Origin of the sequence: Bacteroides parvus (assembly GCF_017309675.2) — a bacterium.
GTDB classification, from domain to species: Bacteria; Bacteroidota; Bacteroidia; order Bacteroidales; family Bacteroidaceae; genus Bacteroides; species Bacteroides uniformis.
This window is the reverse complement of sequence record NZ_CP084680.1, coordinates 1,303,873-1,319,734: the sequence shown is the minus strand read 5'-3', so window position 1 is coordinate 1,319,734 and position 15,862 is coordinate 1,303,873. Positions and strand designations below refer to the sequence as shown.

Sequence of the window (15,862 nt, the reverse complement as noted above, 5' to 3'; positions counted from 1 at the left end):
CGGACTGAAAAATACACATTTACAAGGGATTAAAGTCCTAAAAGTTGGCGTAACCGTTGCACGGATTCGCTAATCTGGCTGCGACTCTCCAGATAACCGGCATCAAAGCGATAACGGGCCTGCGAGTAGAAAGGCGCACGCTTATCCAGCGCCTCCACAATGAAGGTGCGCAAATCTTCGTCCGTCTTGCCTTGCAGGATGGGGCGCTGCTGCTTCGCCACCCGGAGCCGGCGGAACAGAATATCGGGGTGTACATCCAGGAACACCGTCTGCCCGCAACCGTTCATATACTCCATATTGTCAAAAAAACAAGGAGTACCGCCACCGGTAGAAACCACGACATCCTCAAATTCCCCTACTTCATGCAGCATGTTTCGCTCCAATTCACGAAAAGAGGCTTCTCCCCGCTCGGTGAACAATTCACGGATTGATTTGTGAAAACGTTCTTCGATGTACCAGTCCAAATCAATGAACGGCACATTCATTTCGCGGGCAAAAGCCTTTCCTAAAGTAGTTTTACCGGCTCCCATGTAGCCGGTCAAGAAAATACGCATCATATCTGCTACGAGTTACAGGTTTCCTGCAAAGGTAGCAATTCCAAGCTGAAAACGCCTCTGTATCAGAGAAAAATTTTGATACGCTTGCTTAAATCTTCGAATTCCTTTTCTCCTGGTTCACCGGTGGGTGTACCGAAGGGCATCTGTGCAATCATCATCCAGTCGCCGGGCAGGTTCCAGGTGCGGCGTACCTCGTCGTCAATCAAGGGGTTATAGTGTTGCAGGGAGGCGCCCAACCCCATATCTTCCAGCATAGTCCAGATGGCAAACTGGTGCATAGCGGAGGTGTGCTGTGACCAAGTGGGGAAATTATCCTTATAGGAAGGGAATGCTTCCTGCAGCTTCTTGACTACAGAAGTGTCTTCAAAATAGAGCACAGTACCGTGTCCGCTGGCAAAGCAGCCGTCAATCTTGGCTTCCGTCTTGGCAAAAGCCTCGGCAGAGATACGTGCTTTCAGGGTTTCCTTCACAATGTTCCACAATTTCTTATGTTCGTCGCCCAGCAGCAATACAATTCTTGTAGACTGTGAATTGAAAGCTGACGGCACATTCTTTACGGCTTCACGAATAATGTGTACTATTTCTTCATCCAGTACTGGCGAATCGCTGCCGATAGAGTAATAACTACGGCGATGCGCCATGGCCTCTGCAAATGTTCTCTTCATTTTTTGTCCTTTCTTTTTTTATTGAGTCTTCTCTTCTTTATTTTATATCCGCCATACAAAGAAACAAATGAAAGAGTTAAGTTGTTCGGATTTTCTTTTTTACCTTTGTCCGCAGTTATGAAAAAAGAAAAATATTACGTCGTATGGGCGGGAGTCAGCCCGGGTATCTACACTTCCTGGACAGACTGCCAACTGCAGACCAAAGGCTACGAAGGAGCAAAATACAAGTCGTTCGAATCACGCGAGGAAGCGGAAAAAGCCTTTGCCTCTTCGCCGTACGCGTACATCAAGCGGTCGGCCCCTTCTCCTGCCAAGACTATTCCCGGCGCCGACGCTCCCCTTCCTGCCGCCGTCGCAGAAAACAGCCTTGCCGTAGACGCCGCCTGCAGCGGAAATCCCGGTGCCATGGAGTACCGGGGAGTACACGTCGCCAGCCGTCAGGAAATCTTTCACTTCGGGCCGATGTATGGAACCAACAATATCGGCGAATTCCTCGCCATTGTCCACGGACTTGCCTTGTTGAAACAGAAAGGTTTCGACATGCCCATCTACAGTGACAGCGTAAACGCCATCAACTGGATAAAACAGAAAAAATGCAAAACCAAACTGCCGCGTGACGCCAAGACCGAAGAGCTTTTCCACCTAATAGAACGTGCGGAGAAGTGGTTGCGCGAAAACACCTACACCACCCGCATCCTAAAATGGGAGACAAAGCAATGGGGGGAAATTCCGGCCGACTTCGGAAGGAAGTAAAAAAACGCGAGCACCCTGGATTCTTCATCCGGTTGTGCCCGCGTCAAGAAAATGATGCGGCCGAGCTTATGAATGAATAGCCGCCATCATGTTTTATTTGCTATACGATGCCTTCACGAAAGGAGCATCAAGCAAGTAGTCAAGACTCTGCTTCACACTCTCTTCTACGGGGCAGCTGTATTTCTCAATCTCAGCTACGATGTGGCGCACGCCAGCAGTATCCGTATTCTTGAAGATAGCATCATAACCTACCATACCACTCTGCCCAATCTCGCGGTGATCCTTGATATGGAGCATGGTGAAGCGTCCGGGATACTTGTTGAAGTAATCCACCGGGCTGTTCTGGCCGCGCACTACCCAGTAAACGTCCATCTGGAAGAATACATATTCGGGATTGGTGTGTTGCAGCATGTAGTCCAGCATCAGCTCCTTGTCTTCCACTTTCTGGAATTCATGGGCATGATTGTGGTAACCGTATTTCAAACCGGCAGCCTGGCAGCGCTTGCCCACTTCATTGTAATAGTCGCAGTAGGTCTGCAAATCTTTCAATGTCTTGGGAACGGAGAGATACGGAGTCACGATATACTCCATACCGGCCTCCTTATGGGCAGCAATGCACTGATCCCACCATTTCAAGGCTTCCGTAAAGTCGCCCGAAGCCAGTTCCTCGTCCGACAACCCGTGGGTAGTGTGCGAAGAAAGCACGGTCATACCGCTCTTTTCCACCATCTGCTTGAACTCCTGGGGAGTCTTGCCGTAGAACTTACCGTCATTGTAGTTGGCGGCCTCCACACTGGTATAGCCCATATCAGCCAAATCCTTCAGAATCTGGTCGAGGTTACTGCCGTCCTTCACCAAGTCCCTCACAGAGTAGAGCTGTATGGCAACTTCCTTTTTCGTCGTTTCCGGCGTCGTTTCCCTACTCTGGCTGCTACAGCTTGTGGCCATCATGGATAAACACAGTGCTGACAAAATCATCATATGTTTGATTCTCATAGTACTATCTTTTTAGAAGGAATCAGTCGAGAACCTTTACACGGATGTTGCGGTACCAAACATCATCACCATGATCCTGTACACCGATAAAGCCTTCATGGTTTTCGCCACCACAGTTGTTCAACAGTTCAAAAGCCAAAGGCCATTTTTCTTCGCTGAACTTGCTGGCTTGGAGCATATCAGTCCACTGCTTGGTCCACAAGTGATACTCCAGTACATTTTCATCGTTCTGTCCGTGAACTACAGTGCCTTTGTATACCATAATCTTGGCCTTATTCCATTCACCGAAAGGTTTGGCGTTCTGCGGAACAGCAGGAATCATATCATACAAGGAAGCAGCCTGACGGTTGTTGTCCTTACCCAGCTTGGCATCCGGATGATTGGCGTTGTCCAACACCTGGAATTCAGGAGCAGAGATATAGATGGGTTCCAGCACTTCGTTGCCGTCTTTATCCTTTGAAGTAACTTCCTGAGCCAGATAGAAGATACCGGAGTTACCACCTTTCGAAATTTTCCATTCCAGTTCCAACTCAAAATTCTTGAACTTATGGGCGAAAATCAAGTCACCACCTTCACCGGTCTGTCCTTCACCGGTACCGGTTCCACAGAATTTGAGGCAACCATCCTCAATAATCCACCTGGAAGGCACTTTATCCTTACCGTATCCACGCCATCCGTCCAGGCTCTTTCCATCAAAAATAGTAATATAACCGTCCGCATCAATCGGCAGATTCAGACTGTCCGTTTCAGGCGCTTTCAAAGACTTGGAGTAAGACACCGCAGTAGTAGTAGGAGCTGCGGCTTCTTCCGTAGCGTTCGATTTCTTTGCACCGCCACCGCAAGAGGCGAGCATACCTCCGATAAGGCAACAAGCCAAAGGATAATATATTTTCTTCATAATCTGAAAAATTAAATGATTAGTATTCGTTTATGAGCATCAGAAAACAAGTTCTGATGCCCCTTTTAATGTTTATCTAGGCATATCAGGCAATTTCCAGCCTTCGCGGTAGTTATGCTTGATGAGCTCTTCTGCAAAAGCTTTGGCATTTACCGGATCTGTCCATGTCTTGTCGAAGCTTGGATGGCCGTTGTGTATCTTGAAGCCGTCCTTGATGACTGTACGCAATGTCTCGTCGTCGCCAATATTGGTAAAGCGCATGTTGGCTCCGTCCCATTCCAGTGTCTTGTTCAGGCCCTGCAGACGGATGGCCAATACACCCATTGCCACCATTTCGTTCATCGGTCCTGCTTCGGAGAAGTCAGACTTAGGCATTACGCGGCTGGAAGGACTTTCCTTACAAGCACGTACCCAGTCCATCTCATGACCGCCATTCATAGCCTTCGGTACACGGCGGCAAACCTTCGGTGCATTGGGCACGCGGCCAGAAAGTAACCAGGGGTTCTGTCCATAGCAACCGCAAATCAGCGTATCCTTCGTTCCGTGGAAGATAGTCAGACCGCCACCGCTCTGCATCAGTTGCTTTCCTTCGGGGAAGCCTTTCGGACGGTCGGGCATCATGCCACCATCATACCAGTGAACTTCCACTTCGGGCATAGCCACCTTCGGCATATTTTCACGTGCGGGGAAAGTCAGCTTCACGTGCTGTGCTTGCGGAGCGCAGGCATTGAGCAACAATGTAGACGAACCTTCTACCTTGGTAGGATACAACAACTTCAAAGCTCTGAACGGCTGGTGCAGGATGTGACAAGCCATATCGCCCAAAGCACCCGTACCATAATCCCACCATCCGCGCCAGTTCCAGGGATGATAGATTTCGTTATACGGATTCATCTTGGCAGGACCGGTGAACAAATCCCAGTTCAGAGTTTTGGGAATGCGGTCTTCCTTCTCGGGAACATTCAATCCTTGCGGCCAGATGGGCCGGTCGGTAGCACATTCCACCTTTGTCACGTCACCGATTTCGCCGTTCCATATCCACTCGCATACCAAGTCGGTACCTTCGTCCGAAGAACCCTGGTTACCCATCTGAGTAACTACTCCCGTAGAAGCGGCCAGGCGGGTAAGCAGACGGGACTCGTATACAGAGTGCGTCAACGGTTTCTGGCAATATACATGTTTGCCCATCGTCATGGCATCAGCAGTGATGATGGCATGTGTATGGTCGGCCGTAGCGATGATAACGGCATCGATATCCTTGCCCATCTCATCGTACATCTTACGATAATCCCAATACTTCTTCGCATTGGGAAGCTCATCGAACACACCTTTCGCGTAGCGCCAGTCTACGTCACACAGCGCCACGATATTTTCCGTAGCCTTCACATGATTAATGTTAGTGTGTCCCATACCACCGATACCTACGGCAGCAATGTTCAAACGGTCACTGGGAGGTACGTGTCCGTGACTCTTACCCAAAATGCTGCTTGGAGCAATGGTAAGACCCGCCAAAGCTAAACCTCCGGTCTTAAGAAACTCTCTTCTTGTAAATTTCGACATGGTTCTTTAGATTTTAAAATCGGTTAATATAATTAAGTTTTAAAACACTTCTCATTACAGTAGGCATCAGACTACCGTCTTCTTCGGACGGAGCAGTCCATAACCTTCCTTCATATGCCTCCGGCGCTCCCTGATTTCCTCCAGTGTCTGCAAGTCGCCTATGCCGGGCAGGTCGTGACGACGCGCATCTTCCAGGAAAGTCCATCCGTATTGGGAAGCAATGGCTGAGTCGCGCATTTGCGGCAATCTCGGATCGCGTTTCCCGCTCTCGATGGAGTCGGCCATAATATTGCATAGTTTATCTAAGTTCTTCCCACCAAACGGTTTCTCCAGGCGAAGCGTACGGTTCACGCCGTGAAGCTCCACCACGGCAGTCCGGAAATCATGCGTCATGCGCACGATACCTTTTGTACCGATAATGTCCGTATATGCATTATGAGTCTGATTTCTGGAGAGTTGTCCGTAGACGAATCCTTGTGTGACATCGAACACGACGCCGTTCTCGAAAGTACCGTGGCACTGTACCCACCAAGGGTCCTTATAGTCCCACATCCGCATGCCTTGCGCATGCCAGGTCTTGTATTCACTGTCGGCATACCAGCGGGCAATGTCTATGTAGTGCATGCCGCAGTCGTGGTAGGCGGGACCCTCATATTCGTGTCCCTCGCCCGGCGCCAATCCCGGAGTCATGTGGCAGATGCGCAAGATGGCCAGTTCGCCAATTTCGCCTTCATCGATAAACTGCTTCATAGCCTGGTGATACCAGGAGTTGCGCAGATAAAGGTTGACAGCAGCAATGCGGTCATACTTTTCAATCAGGTCCACAATTTCCCATTCCTTGTCAATGGTATCGGCAATGGGTTTCTCCGTCAGGATGTGCTTATGGCTTCGAACAGCTTTCTCTATTTGTTCTTTTCTGGAATTTGCCAATGCAAAAAGACCAACAGCTTCTACACTCTGGTCGTCAAAGATTTCTTGTTCATCGGATATGATTCTGGATGAAGGGGAAAAGTTTCTTGCCAATTCTCGGGAGGCCGGATCGGTATCACAGATATATGCGATGTCCCATCGACCGCTTTTCTGCATTTCCTCCCAATACATTTGCCCCATTCTGCCGAACCCTATCAAACCAACTTTTATTTTCATGGTAGGCGAATATTAAATATTTACAGTTATAGTATTATCGGGGTCAATTGAATTACATGATTAAGAGTACTTGGACTAATAGTCATAGTAGCTGTTGTCGTAGATATTGGGTATAATTTTTTCATGATATTTGCAATGTTTATGTATGTGTTCTTTGCAAAAATAGGATAATTAGTGATAGAATGGAAGCAAGCAGATATTAAAAAAGCGTAAAAGGCAAAAGAACGCCCTTTATTCATCATTGCCTAACAGCCGTGAAACACTCTGCCGGTAGCCATCAACACCCACCTACATCATAAATTCTGCGTAAGAAGTATAGAAGAGAAAGAAGAATTAATATGCTGTTTGCAGGAAATTAACTTCCTATTTACAAAGTATCAACAAGAAGGGATACACGAAATCAATACATTGCCTTACAATGGATTAACTTCCTATTTAGTCATAACAACATAGCACAAGCGGATGGAAGCAAGGTGCGCAGAACTTTATTTCTATGAGAGAGACTGCATATCATTCAGCCTCTTATAATAGCCGTTCTTCTCGAGAAGTTCCTCGTGCTTACCACGTTCCACGATTTCACCTTCATAGAGTACACAAATTTCATCCGCATTCTTGATGGTGGAAAGGCGGTGGGCGATGGCAATCGTGGTACGGGTCTTCATTAGCCGTTCCAGCGCCTCCTGCACCAGGCGTTCGCTTTCGGTGTCGAGTGCGGAAGTAGCCTCATCGAGTATCAGGATGGGTGGATTCTTCAGGATGGCACGGGCAATACTGATGCGCTGGCGCTGTCCGCCGGAAAGCTTGCCGCCACGGTCGCCAATGTTGGTCTGATAACCGAGCTCGGTCTCCATGATGAAATCGTGGGCATTGGCAATCTTTGCAGCTTCAACCACCTGCTCAATTGTTGCATTTTCCACACCGAAAGCAATGTTGTTGAAGAAGGTATCATTGAACAGGATGGCCTCCTGGTTCACGTTTCCTATCAACGCACGCAAGTCGTGGATGCGAAAATTCTTAATATTCACACCGTCAATTGTAATCTCACCCAACTGCACATCGTGATAGCGCGGCAGCAAATCCACCAATGTCGACTTGCCGGAGCCGGACTGACCGACAAGTGCAATGGTCTGTCCTTTGGGCACCATCAGATTGACGTGCTTCAACACTTCGCGCTTGCCGTCGTAACTGAAGGAGAGGTCCTTAAATTCAATCCGGTCATTCATCCCGTGCAGCGGCAACGGGTTTACCGGTTCCTTAATGGGGTTCTCGGCTTTCAGTATTTTGTCCACACGTTCCATGGATGCCAGACCCTTTGGAATGTTGTATCCTGCCTTTGCAAAGTCTTTCAACGGATTGATGATACTGTACAGAATCACCATATAGAAAATGAACGTTGAAGCTTCCATGGAAGTACCATCGCCCAAAATAAGCAGACCACCAAACCACAGAACCAATACAATGAGCAACGTACCGAGGAATTCGCTCATAGGATGTGCCAACGACTGACGGATGGCTACCTTGTTGGTGGCATCACGCAGCTCGTTGCTACATTGTTTGAAACGGTCCACCATCTTGTCTTCGGCTATGAAAGCCTTGATGATGCGCAGTCCGCCCAACGTCTCTTCCAGTTGCGACATCGTGTCGCTCCATTTCCCCTGGGCTTCCAGCGACTTGCGTTTCAGCTTCTTGCCGACCTTTCCCATCAGCCAGCCCATACCCGGCAATACCAGGACAGTAAACAAGGTCAGCTGCCAACTGGTTACAATCAAAGTGGAAAAATAAAGCAGAATCAGGATAGGATTCTTGAGCAGCATATCCAGTGAACTGGTAATGGAGTTTTCAATTTCGCCTACGTCACCGCTCATACGTGCAATGATGTCCCCTTTTCTTTCTTCAGAGAAAAAACCAAGTGGCAAGTGCATCACTTTGGAATAGACCATCACACGGATATCGCGTACTACTCCCGTACGCAAAGGAACCATTATAGCAGAAGAACCGAAGTAGCAGGAGGTCTTCAGCATGGTCATGAAAGCAAGGAAGAGCCCCATGAACAGCAGTGTCATCTGCGGCCCGTGTGTCTCAATCATCTGGGTGACGTAGTAGTAGAAGTTGTTCACCGCCACTTCCTTCAGGCTGCCGCTTCCCCACTCCATGAAGTGATATACCTCGGTATTCGCCCCAGTCTTGAAAAGGATGTTAAGGATAGGGATTAACAATGTAAATGAAAAGACGTTGAATATAGCGGACAGCACATTGAGCACGATTGCCCAACCGATATATCTCTTGTAAGGCGACACAAAGCGCCGCATCAGTTGTAGGAATTCCTTCATTGATTGTAGTTAAGTGAATTATAAGGTTGCAAAGGTACAAGAATAAAATGAAAAACATCTAAGTTCGATGCTTATCTCTAAATATAAAACGACAGCGGACTATTAACTAATCCGCTGTCTACATAAAAAATCACTGACCATCAATAGTCATATATTCCTCACAAAATATATTTATGAAAGTGACTGCATATCATTCAGTTTCTTATAATATCCATTAAGAGCTATAAGCTCATCATGCGTTCCACGTTCCACAATTTCACCTTCATAAAGTACGCATATCTCATCTGCATTTTTGATTGTAGACAAACGGTGGGCAATGGCAATGGTAGTACGTGATTTCATCAAACGTTCCAAAGCTTCTTGCACCAAACGTTCACTCTCTGTATCAAGTGCAGAAGTGGCCTCATCCAAAATCAAAATAGGAGGATTCTTCAAAATCGCACGCGCTATACTGACACGTTGTCTTTGCCCACCAGACAAACGCCCACCACGGTCACCAATCATAGTATCATATCCTTTCTCAGTTTCCATAATAAAATCATGTGCATTAGCTATCTTTGCAGCTTCAACAACCTGCTCCATCGTAGCATTCTCGACACCAAATGTAATATTATTAAAAAAAGTATCATTAAACAGAATAGCTTCCTGATTCACATTGCCTATTAATGACCTTAAACTGCTTATGGAAACATCCTTCACATTCTTACCATCTATCAATAAGGCTCCTTCTGTGACATCATGATAACGAGGAACCAAATCTACTAAAGTGGATTTTCCTGATCCTGACTGTCCTACCAGAGCAATAGTCTTACCTTTATGAACCGTCAAATTAATATGTTTCAAAACTGGTCTTCCCTCTATATAACTGAAACTTACATCACGAAATTCCAATTTATTCTCAAAGCCATTTAATGATAAGGGCTGCATAGGATCTTTTATATGGCTCTCAGCCTTTAATATCATGTCAATACGTTCCATACTGCCAAGCCCTAAAGGTATATTATAAAAAGCCTTAGAGAACTCTTTTAAGGGATTAATGATACTATAAAGAATAACTAAATAGAAAATAAAAGTGGCTGCATCCATGGGAGAATAAGTATTACTCAAAATCAATGAACCACCAAACAGCAATACGATAACGATGATACAAGTACCCAAAAATTCACTCATCGGATGAGCTGAACTCTGACGGATTACCATTTCATTCACAGCATTTCTAAATTCATTATTGGTCTTTGCAAAACGCGCAGACATTTTCTTTTCTGCAAGAAAAGCTTTAATCACACGTAATCCTCCCAAGGTTTCGTCCAATTGAGACATTATATCTCCCCATTGGGCTTGTGCCGCTGATGATTGTCTTTTCAATTTACGGCTGATTATTCCCATGAGCCATCCAGCCAATGGAAGAATTATAAGGACAAACAAAGTCATCTCCCAACTTACAGTAAACAAAGTGACAAAGCAAACCAAAAGAGCTATCGGATTACGAATTAACATGTCAATGGAACTGGTTAAAGAATTCTCAACAACAGTAACATCCGCACTCATACGAGCAATAATATCCCCTTTACGCTCCTCAGAAAAGAAACTAAGAGGCAACTCCAATACTTTATTATATACTTGAATACGGATATCACGAACAATACCTGTACGAAGAGGGACCATAATTGCAGAAGAAGCGAAGTAACCTGCAGTCTTCAATAACGTCATAAAAACCAATATACATCCCATCATAACAAGTGTAAGAAAAGCGCCATGTTCCAAAACAAAATTACTGATCCAATAATAAGCATTATTAATAAGAACATCTTTGTCAAAGTTTCCCCAGTCCATGGGCATATATTCATACACTTTAGTGTCAATCTTAAACAATATGTTTAAAATAGGAATAATAGCCATAAAAGAAAAAACGTTCAGCCATTGAGAAAGGAAATTCAGTATCAATGCCCACGTTAAATACTTGCGATACGGCATGATATATCGCTTCATCAAAGAGAAAAACTGTTTTACCATAAGTTTTGATTATAATTAAATTGCTAAATTACACGAAAATACCTAAATACTCAAAATAAAAATTTTAAAAATTCAGAATATGAGAATAAATAGCTATACGCTGTTCTAACATCTTTTTCCAATCATATAAATCTTCTAATTTACGTTTAGCTTGTAAAACAAGTCTACACTGCATGTTACTATCATTAGCCAACCTAATAATCGCATCTGCAAAATCCATAGCTGTATCCGCCTTTAAACACTCTTCATTATCATTAAAACTAATCCCCTCTACTCCTTTAGAAGTAGTAACAAAAGGAATGCCCAAAGATACAGCATCTAATATTTTCATTCTCAACCCACTACCGATGCGTATAGGAACAAGAGCAATACTACCTTTAAGAAAATCACTCAAATCCTCCACATAACCTACAAATTTTATTTCTGGACAAACAGAAGAAAGTCTTACTATATGAGAGCAATCCCACCGTCCTGCAACCCTAAAATCAAAAGAGAATCCTTGCTTATGCAAATAAGGAGCCACCTCTTTGCAAAACCAAGTAATCGCATCTAAGTTCGGATAATGATCTCCACTTCCAACAAACGTTAATCTATGAGTAATTGCCGGAGTAAATTCTTCAATAGAAGTATCTGACATCTGCACCACCGCTGGAGAAGCATAAATACGTTCTTTACGACCAAGAAAATCAATCAGCAGTTGTCTGTCTACTTCAGTCAAAGCAATTACATGCTTATATTTTAGCAAGGCAGCTCGCTCATAGTCCTTTGCCACAGAGAAAAGCATGCGATCTTCATCTGTCATCTCTTCAAACAAAGACATTTCATTAGCATTACGGACATATCTTAATTCATGATGCACAAAAATCGTTTGTACATTTTCCGGCAATAAATATCCTACAGAAATCAATTCATAAAATTCAACCTGAATAATATCATATCCTTGCTTTATAACCTGACAAATATATTGAGCATATCCAGATTCAAGGGGCTCAAAAACCGATCTTAAAAGAGCAGAATTCTCGCGAACTGGATCTAAACCTGATTCCATATCTACCCCCATATTCACAATCTGCCTTCTCATTTTGCGCTCCACAGAAGCCTTCACTCTTTTCAAAACATTGTAATATAATGGATTACGGACTTCAATATGTACAGATTTCTTTTTAGGCCATTTATATACAAAAAAATCTACATTTGCCCACAATTTTTTCAGGGCCACTATATTTTTATCATGTTCTTCGGATTTTGAGCAAAGCAAAATTGACACCGACATTCGATTACGGATATAATTAACCATATTAAAAAAGGCCTGATTACCTCCTGAATCTAAAGGATATGGAATATAGGGAATTATAAAAAGTATCTTTTTCATATTTTCTCAAAAACTCATTTTTTCAACAAATGGCGATACGCCACGTGTAAAGCGGCAACATAATCTATTTTACCAAGAGCATAACATAAACGGACAAGATCACACAAACTGAAGTTACCACGAACTGAGCAAGACAAAATCGTATGAGTATAAGCTTCTAAAGCTTTTCTCAATCTAGCATCTCTAAGATTGCAAGGATAATGTCTGTTTATCCAATTAAAAAAAAGGCCTGTTGCTCTAAGCTTTTCCTTATCAAAACCTACAGAATTACTAATATTCTCACCTTCTACATTTCGCCAACACACAGCCCTCCCAGGTAGAGAAATAATTCCTTCTGTTAAATCGGCAAAACTTGCCCAAGTAGCATCATCCGAACACCATGCAAACGGAAACTTCACAAAACCTTTTATTTGTTTCCAAACATCACGGCTAAAAACATACTCACAAGCAGCCGAACTAATCTTTCCTGATAACTTATCCAATAAAAACTCATATCCAGAAATCCGTTCCGTTTCAAAAGGAGGATTCTGATATTTCATGTTACCACAAGCATCTATTACCATTAAAGGGAAACGCATACACACCAGCTTATCTCCATATTTCTCAACAGCCTGCATTACTCTTTTAACCCCATCAAACGGCATTATATCATCATCAGAAAAAAGCCAAACCAACGGCTCATTGGATAAAGCAATACATCTATCCCACTGCCCAGGCAAATCTACGCCTCCAAGATTCGTACTAAACCGATGGTAAACAATATCTAACTTCTCATCATAATCATGGACAAGCCCTTCTATATTCTCCGGACTCGCATCATCACCCACATATACAATAAATTCTGAACTATTCTGCTTAAGTATTGAATCCAGAGTTTCTCTCAAAAAACGAGCTTTATAAGCAGGTATAATTATTGCCAGTTTTTTCTCCATCTTTAGTTATAACAATTAATCATATAAAGCAGTCAAAATGCTTCTATCATAGGCTTACTACTACAACTTCATTCCTTTGGCAAAGTATTCAAGGCTTCATTATACACACCAATATACCGTTCTGCAGTATGAGTAATATTCATTTTTTTAGTAACCTCACTAGTCCGCCTCTTCAACTGCATGTACTTTTCATTATCTGTAGCCAAAAGCAAAATAATCTGCGCCAATTCATCAACTGGTATTTCACCCTCCCTAAGTTTAAATAACATACCAGCCATATTACCAGCTTCATCAGCCAACATATTACGAACTTCTCCTATATCACTCGCCACGACTGGAGAACCACTCATCAAACTTTCTATCACAACTAAAGGGAAACTCTCCCCCTTGAACCGAGAAGGTAACAATCCCACATCAGACATAGCAAAATAATTCCTGACATCACTTTTGCGTCCCAGCAAATGAATATAAGAAGGAAGGTTTTTACCTTTTAAAAAGTCATAACATTCTCCTTCCCCAATCAATATCAAATGAATCGGTCGCTCTGACTTCCTCCTTGCTATTTTTACAGCCTCTATCGCTTCTATCCAGCCTTTCTCAAAAATAGCTCTACTAACCAATGTCAAACAAAAAGCATTTTCTTCAATACCCAACTCAAGTCTTTTGTGGGGAACAATAGGTATTTGCGGAAGCCCATTTCCTATTTTCCGAAATTGCAAGTTTTGAAATAGGCCCTTAAACGGAAGCAAGTTTTTATCAGCAATATATACAAAACAAGAACAGCTTGGGATCACAAACTCCAATATTCCATCCAAGTTCTTTTTAGAAATAGCTTCATACATACCATGAAGTGTAATAATATGCTTACAAGCACCTTCCTTATTCCTTATAACGCGAGCTACAAAGTAATCCACAGTCCCTTCATGAGTATGAACGATCTCCGTTCCAAGAGCAGAAATTACACCATTAAAGAATTTAACGTCACTAAGTTCGATTAATGGTATATCTCTATCCAGTTTTTTCCTGATTCCTTCGTCATAATTTGCTCTTCTAAAATCAACAAAAGTTACTGCTATCCCCTGCTTTTTCAATTCATTTGCCAAATAAATGGGAAATACCTCTCCCCCACCTTGAATTAAAGAATAGCCGCAAATAGCAACATTCGGACGCCGACATTTTGCACACTCTTTTATCTGATTAAGATCGTATATTCTCTCAACCTCCTCTACCTTGTTTTCATGTTTTCTATCTATACAATGCCGTACTAAGTTATTCTTAACAGTATCAAAAATCGATAAATCTACTGCATAGTTCTGGGCTACAAAACAAGAAACACGAAAAGTTTCAATATAATAATCCAATGTATCTTGAACTTTCAATGAAGTACTATTCTCATGTATTCTATAATAATTGGTCACTTTATTAGTATAGCTGACAGCTCCTCCTCGAATCAACCATAGATAAAATAACCAATCACCACATAAGGACATATCTTTCCAGATAGCAGTAATCTCATCAGGTATAGTACCCACATTTCTAAAAACCGCACTACTGACATTTGGGACTACATTTTTAATCCCAAAAGCCTTATTCACAAGCATGTGAGCCGACATAACAAAAGGAGCATTCCAAGATATTGACGAATCCTTTAGATATCTCTCTATTGACCATATTTTTTTACCATCTTTCATGAATACACTCCTTGCAAAGGAAAGCATTACCGATTGGTGGCGCAACCCTAAAAGTACTTCTTTTAAAAAACCTTTATCACAATAATCATCACTTTCAGCTATCCATATATACTCTCCTTTGGCCAAACTCAATCCCTTATTCCATTGAGCAAAAACTTTTCCCGAATTCTTCTCATTGACTATTAAACGGGTTTTTTGTGGATATTTCTGAGCATATTCAGTCAATATTTCAACACTATTATCAGAAGATGCATCATCCAATAGAATTACCTCAAACTTTTTATACGTTTGGCTATAAATTGAATCCAAACGTTCTCTTAAATATAGAGCATGATTATAATTTGGAACAATAATACTAACTAAAGGTAAACTATCCTGATCCAAAGGAATATCAAGAACATCAAAACAACGATTATTCACTTTAAACAATAGTTCTTTTTCTGAAACTTTCCTAGTAAAATGAAGGAATTTTAAATATGTAAAATTAACTTCATCATAAGAAATCACCTTTTTAAGCAAAGTTACTTTCAGTATTCTATATTTTTCAATAGTGTATATACCATTTCCACGAATCTTCTTCTCATATATAAATGACAAAAATTTACGTCTCCAAAAGGTAATCTTATTTCCATTCATAACAGTCAAATTTTATATAGTCTATTTATGTCACAATACTTAAATTATACCACAATCCGGTTCCTTAAGTTTCTTCTCAATGCACTTTCCCCAGCCTACCGAATGAAACTTTACATCCTCATGAACAAAAACAGAAAGGGATAATGTGCCCGAGAAGCTCCTCATTATACGCACGTGCTATCGGCCATTGTTTTTCACGATTATCAATAGCAATGATTTCATAATCAACACCAATAGTATCATGAATATTCCGGGTTACTTGCTCCAAACGTTCGGGAGATACCGAACAAATTATGATTGAAAGCATAATCTG

Annotated in this window: 12 protein-coding genes and 1 pseudogene; 1 reads left to right on the top strand and 12 read right to left on the bottom strand. The window is 42.7% G+C overall.

What is annotated here, in order from left to right; translation table 11 throughout:
• Positions 1-29: 29 nt before the first annotated feature.
• Together JXR92_RS05165 and JXR92_RS05160 are read right to left on the bottom strand one after the other, a co-directional pair.
• Positions 30-557, bottom strand: coding sequence for a shikimate kinase (locus tag JXR92_RS05165; RefSeq protein ID WP_117599800.1), 528 nt, complete (start codon positions 555-557; stop codon positions 30-32).
• Positions 558-619: 62 nt separating this feature from the next.
• Positions 620-1,222 (bottom strand): nitroreductase family protein, encoded by a 603-nt coding sequence (locus tag JXR92_RS05160; protein WP_117964278.1) that lies wholly within the window; start codon positions 1,220-1,222, stop codon positions 620-622.
• 117 nt (positions 1,223-1,339) lie between these two features.
• Here JXR92_RS05160 and JXR92_RS05155 point away from each other — a divergent pair, with 117 nt between their 5' ends.
• On the top strand, positions 1,340-1,975 hold the full coding sequence (locus JXR92_RS05155) for a ribonuclease H1 domain-containing protein (protein WP_034525485.1): 636 nt from the start codon (positions 1,340-1,342) through the stop codon (positions 1,973-1,975).
• Between the two features lie 93 nt (positions 1,976-2,068).
• Here JXR92_RS05155 and JXR92_RS05150 read toward each other — a convergent pair whose 3' ends face one another.
• From JXR92_RS05150 to JXR92_RS05105, 10 genes and pseudogenes are all read right to left on the bottom strand, one after another.
• A complete protein-coding gene (locus JXR92_RS05150) occupies positions 2,069-2,971 on the bottom strand; it encodes a sugar phosphate isomerase/epimerase family protein (RefSeq protein ID WP_117599802.1) in 903 nt (300 codons plus the stop codon).
• Between the two features lie 22 nt (positions 2,972-2,993).
• Positions 2,994-3,869, bottom strand: coding sequence for a 3-keto-disaccharide hydrolase (locus tag JXR92_RS05145; protein ID WP_117599803.1), 876 nt, complete (start codon positions 3,867-3,869; stop codon positions 2,994-2,996).
• 72 nt (positions 3,870-3,941) lie between these two features.
• On the bottom strand, positions 3,942-5,429 hold the full coding sequence (locus tag JXR92_RS05140; RefSeq protein ID WP_005825899.1) for a Gfo/Idh/MocA family protein: 1,488 nt from the start codon (positions 5,427-5,429) through the stop codon (positions 3,942-3,944).
• A 66-nt stretch (positions 5,430-5,495) separates the two neighbouring features.
• The gene (locus JXR92_RS05135; protein WP_138345713.1) at positions 5,496-6,575 is read right to left on the bottom strand and encodes a Gfo/Idh/MocA family protein; all 1,080 of its coding nucleotides are present in this window, start codon (positions 6,573-6,575) and stop codon (positions 5,496-5,498) included.
• A gap of 491 nt (positions 6,576-7,066) precedes the next feature.
• On the bottom strand, positions 7,067-8,905 hold the full coding sequence (locus tag JXR92_RS05130; RefSeq protein WP_119961736.1) for an ABC transporter ATP-binding protein: 1,839 nt from the start codon (positions 8,903-8,905) through the stop codon (positions 7,067-7,069).
• 171 nt (positions 8,906-9,076) lie between these two features.
• A complete protein-coding gene (locus JXR92_RS05125) occupies positions 9,077-10,918 on the bottom strand; it encodes an ABC transporter ATP-binding protein (RefSeq protein WP_117599806.1) in 1,842 nt (613 codons plus the stop codon).
• Positions 10,919-10,982: 64 nt separating this feature from the next.
• Positions 10,983-12,290, bottom strand: coding sequence for a glycosyltransferase (locus JXR92_RS05120; RefSeq protein WP_117599807.1), 1,308 nt, complete (start codon positions 12,288-12,290; stop codon positions 10,983-10,985).
• Positions 12,291-12,304: 14 nt separating this feature from the next.
• The gene (locus JXR92_RS05115; RefSeq protein ID WP_119961738.1) at positions 12,305-13,222 is read right to left on the bottom strand and encodes a glycosyltransferase family 2 protein; all 918 of its coding nucleotides are present in this window, start codon (positions 13,220-13,222) and stop codon (positions 12,305-12,307) included.
• A gap of 68 nt (positions 13,223-13,290) precedes the next feature.
• Positions 13,291-15,549 carry a glycosyltransferase gene (locus JXR92_RS05110; RefSeq protein ID WP_117964283.1) on the bottom strand — a complete coding sequence of 753 codons (2,259 nt, stop codon included), beginning with the start codon at positions 15,547-15,549 and terminating at the stop codon, positions 13,291-13,293.
• Between the two features lie 42 nt (positions 15,550-15,591).
• Positions 15,592-15,856, bottom strand: a pseudogene (locus JXR92_RS05105) (glycosyltransferase); the annotation flags it as partial.
• Positions 15,857-15,862 lie beyond the last annotated feature (6 nt).

Bases quoted from the DNA above. Each gene is read 5' to 3' on its own strand.
- JXR92_RS05165 (WP_117599800.1), bottom strand. From the start codon at position 557: ATGATGCGTATTTTCTTGACCGGCTACATGGGAGCCGGTAAAACTACT.
- JXR92_RS05160 (WP_117964278.1), bottom strand. From the start codon at position 1,222: ATGAAGAGAACATTTGCAGAGGCCATGGCGCATCGCCGTAGTTATTAC.
- JXR92_RS05155 (WP_034525485.1), top strand. From the start codon at position 1,340: ATGAAAAAAGAAAAATATTACGTCGTATGGGCGGGAGTCAGCCCGGGT.
- JXR92_RS05150 (WP_117599802.1), bottom strand. From the start codon at position 2,971: ATGAGAATCAAACATATGATGATTTTGTCAGCACTGTGTTTATCCATG.
- JXR92_RS05145 (WP_117599803.1), bottom strand. From the start codon at position 3,869: ATGAAGAAAATATATTATCCTTTGGCTTGTTGCCTTATCGGAGGTATG.
- JXR92_RS05140 (WP_005825899.1), bottom strand. From the start codon at position 5,429: ATGTCGAAATTTACAAGAAGAGAGTTTCTTAAGACCGGAGGTTTAGCT.
- JXR92_RS05135 (WP_138345713.1), bottom strand. From the start codon at position 6,575: ATGAAAATAAAAGTTGGTTTGATAGGGTTCGGCAGAATGGGGCAAATG.
- JXR92_RS05130 (WP_119961736.1), bottom strand. From the start codon at position 8,905: ATGAAGGAATTCCTACAACTGATGCGGCGCTTTGTGTCGCCTTACAAG.
- JXR92_RS05125 (WP_117599806.1), bottom strand. From the start codon at position 10,918: ATGGTAAAACAGTTTTTCTCTTTGATGAAGCGATATATCATGCCGTAT.
- JXR92_RS05120 (WP_117599807.1), bottom strand. From the start codon at position 12,290: ATGAAAAAGATACTTTTTATAATTCCCTATATTCCATATCCTTTAGAT.
- JXR92_RS05115 (WP_119961738.1), bottom strand. From the start codon at position 13,222: ATGGAGAAAAAACTGGCAATAATTATACCTGCTTATAAAGCTCGTTTT.
- JXR92_RS05110 (WP_117964283.1), bottom strand. From the start codon at position 15,549: ATGAATGGAAATAAGATTACCTTTTGGAGACGTAAATTTTTGTCATTT.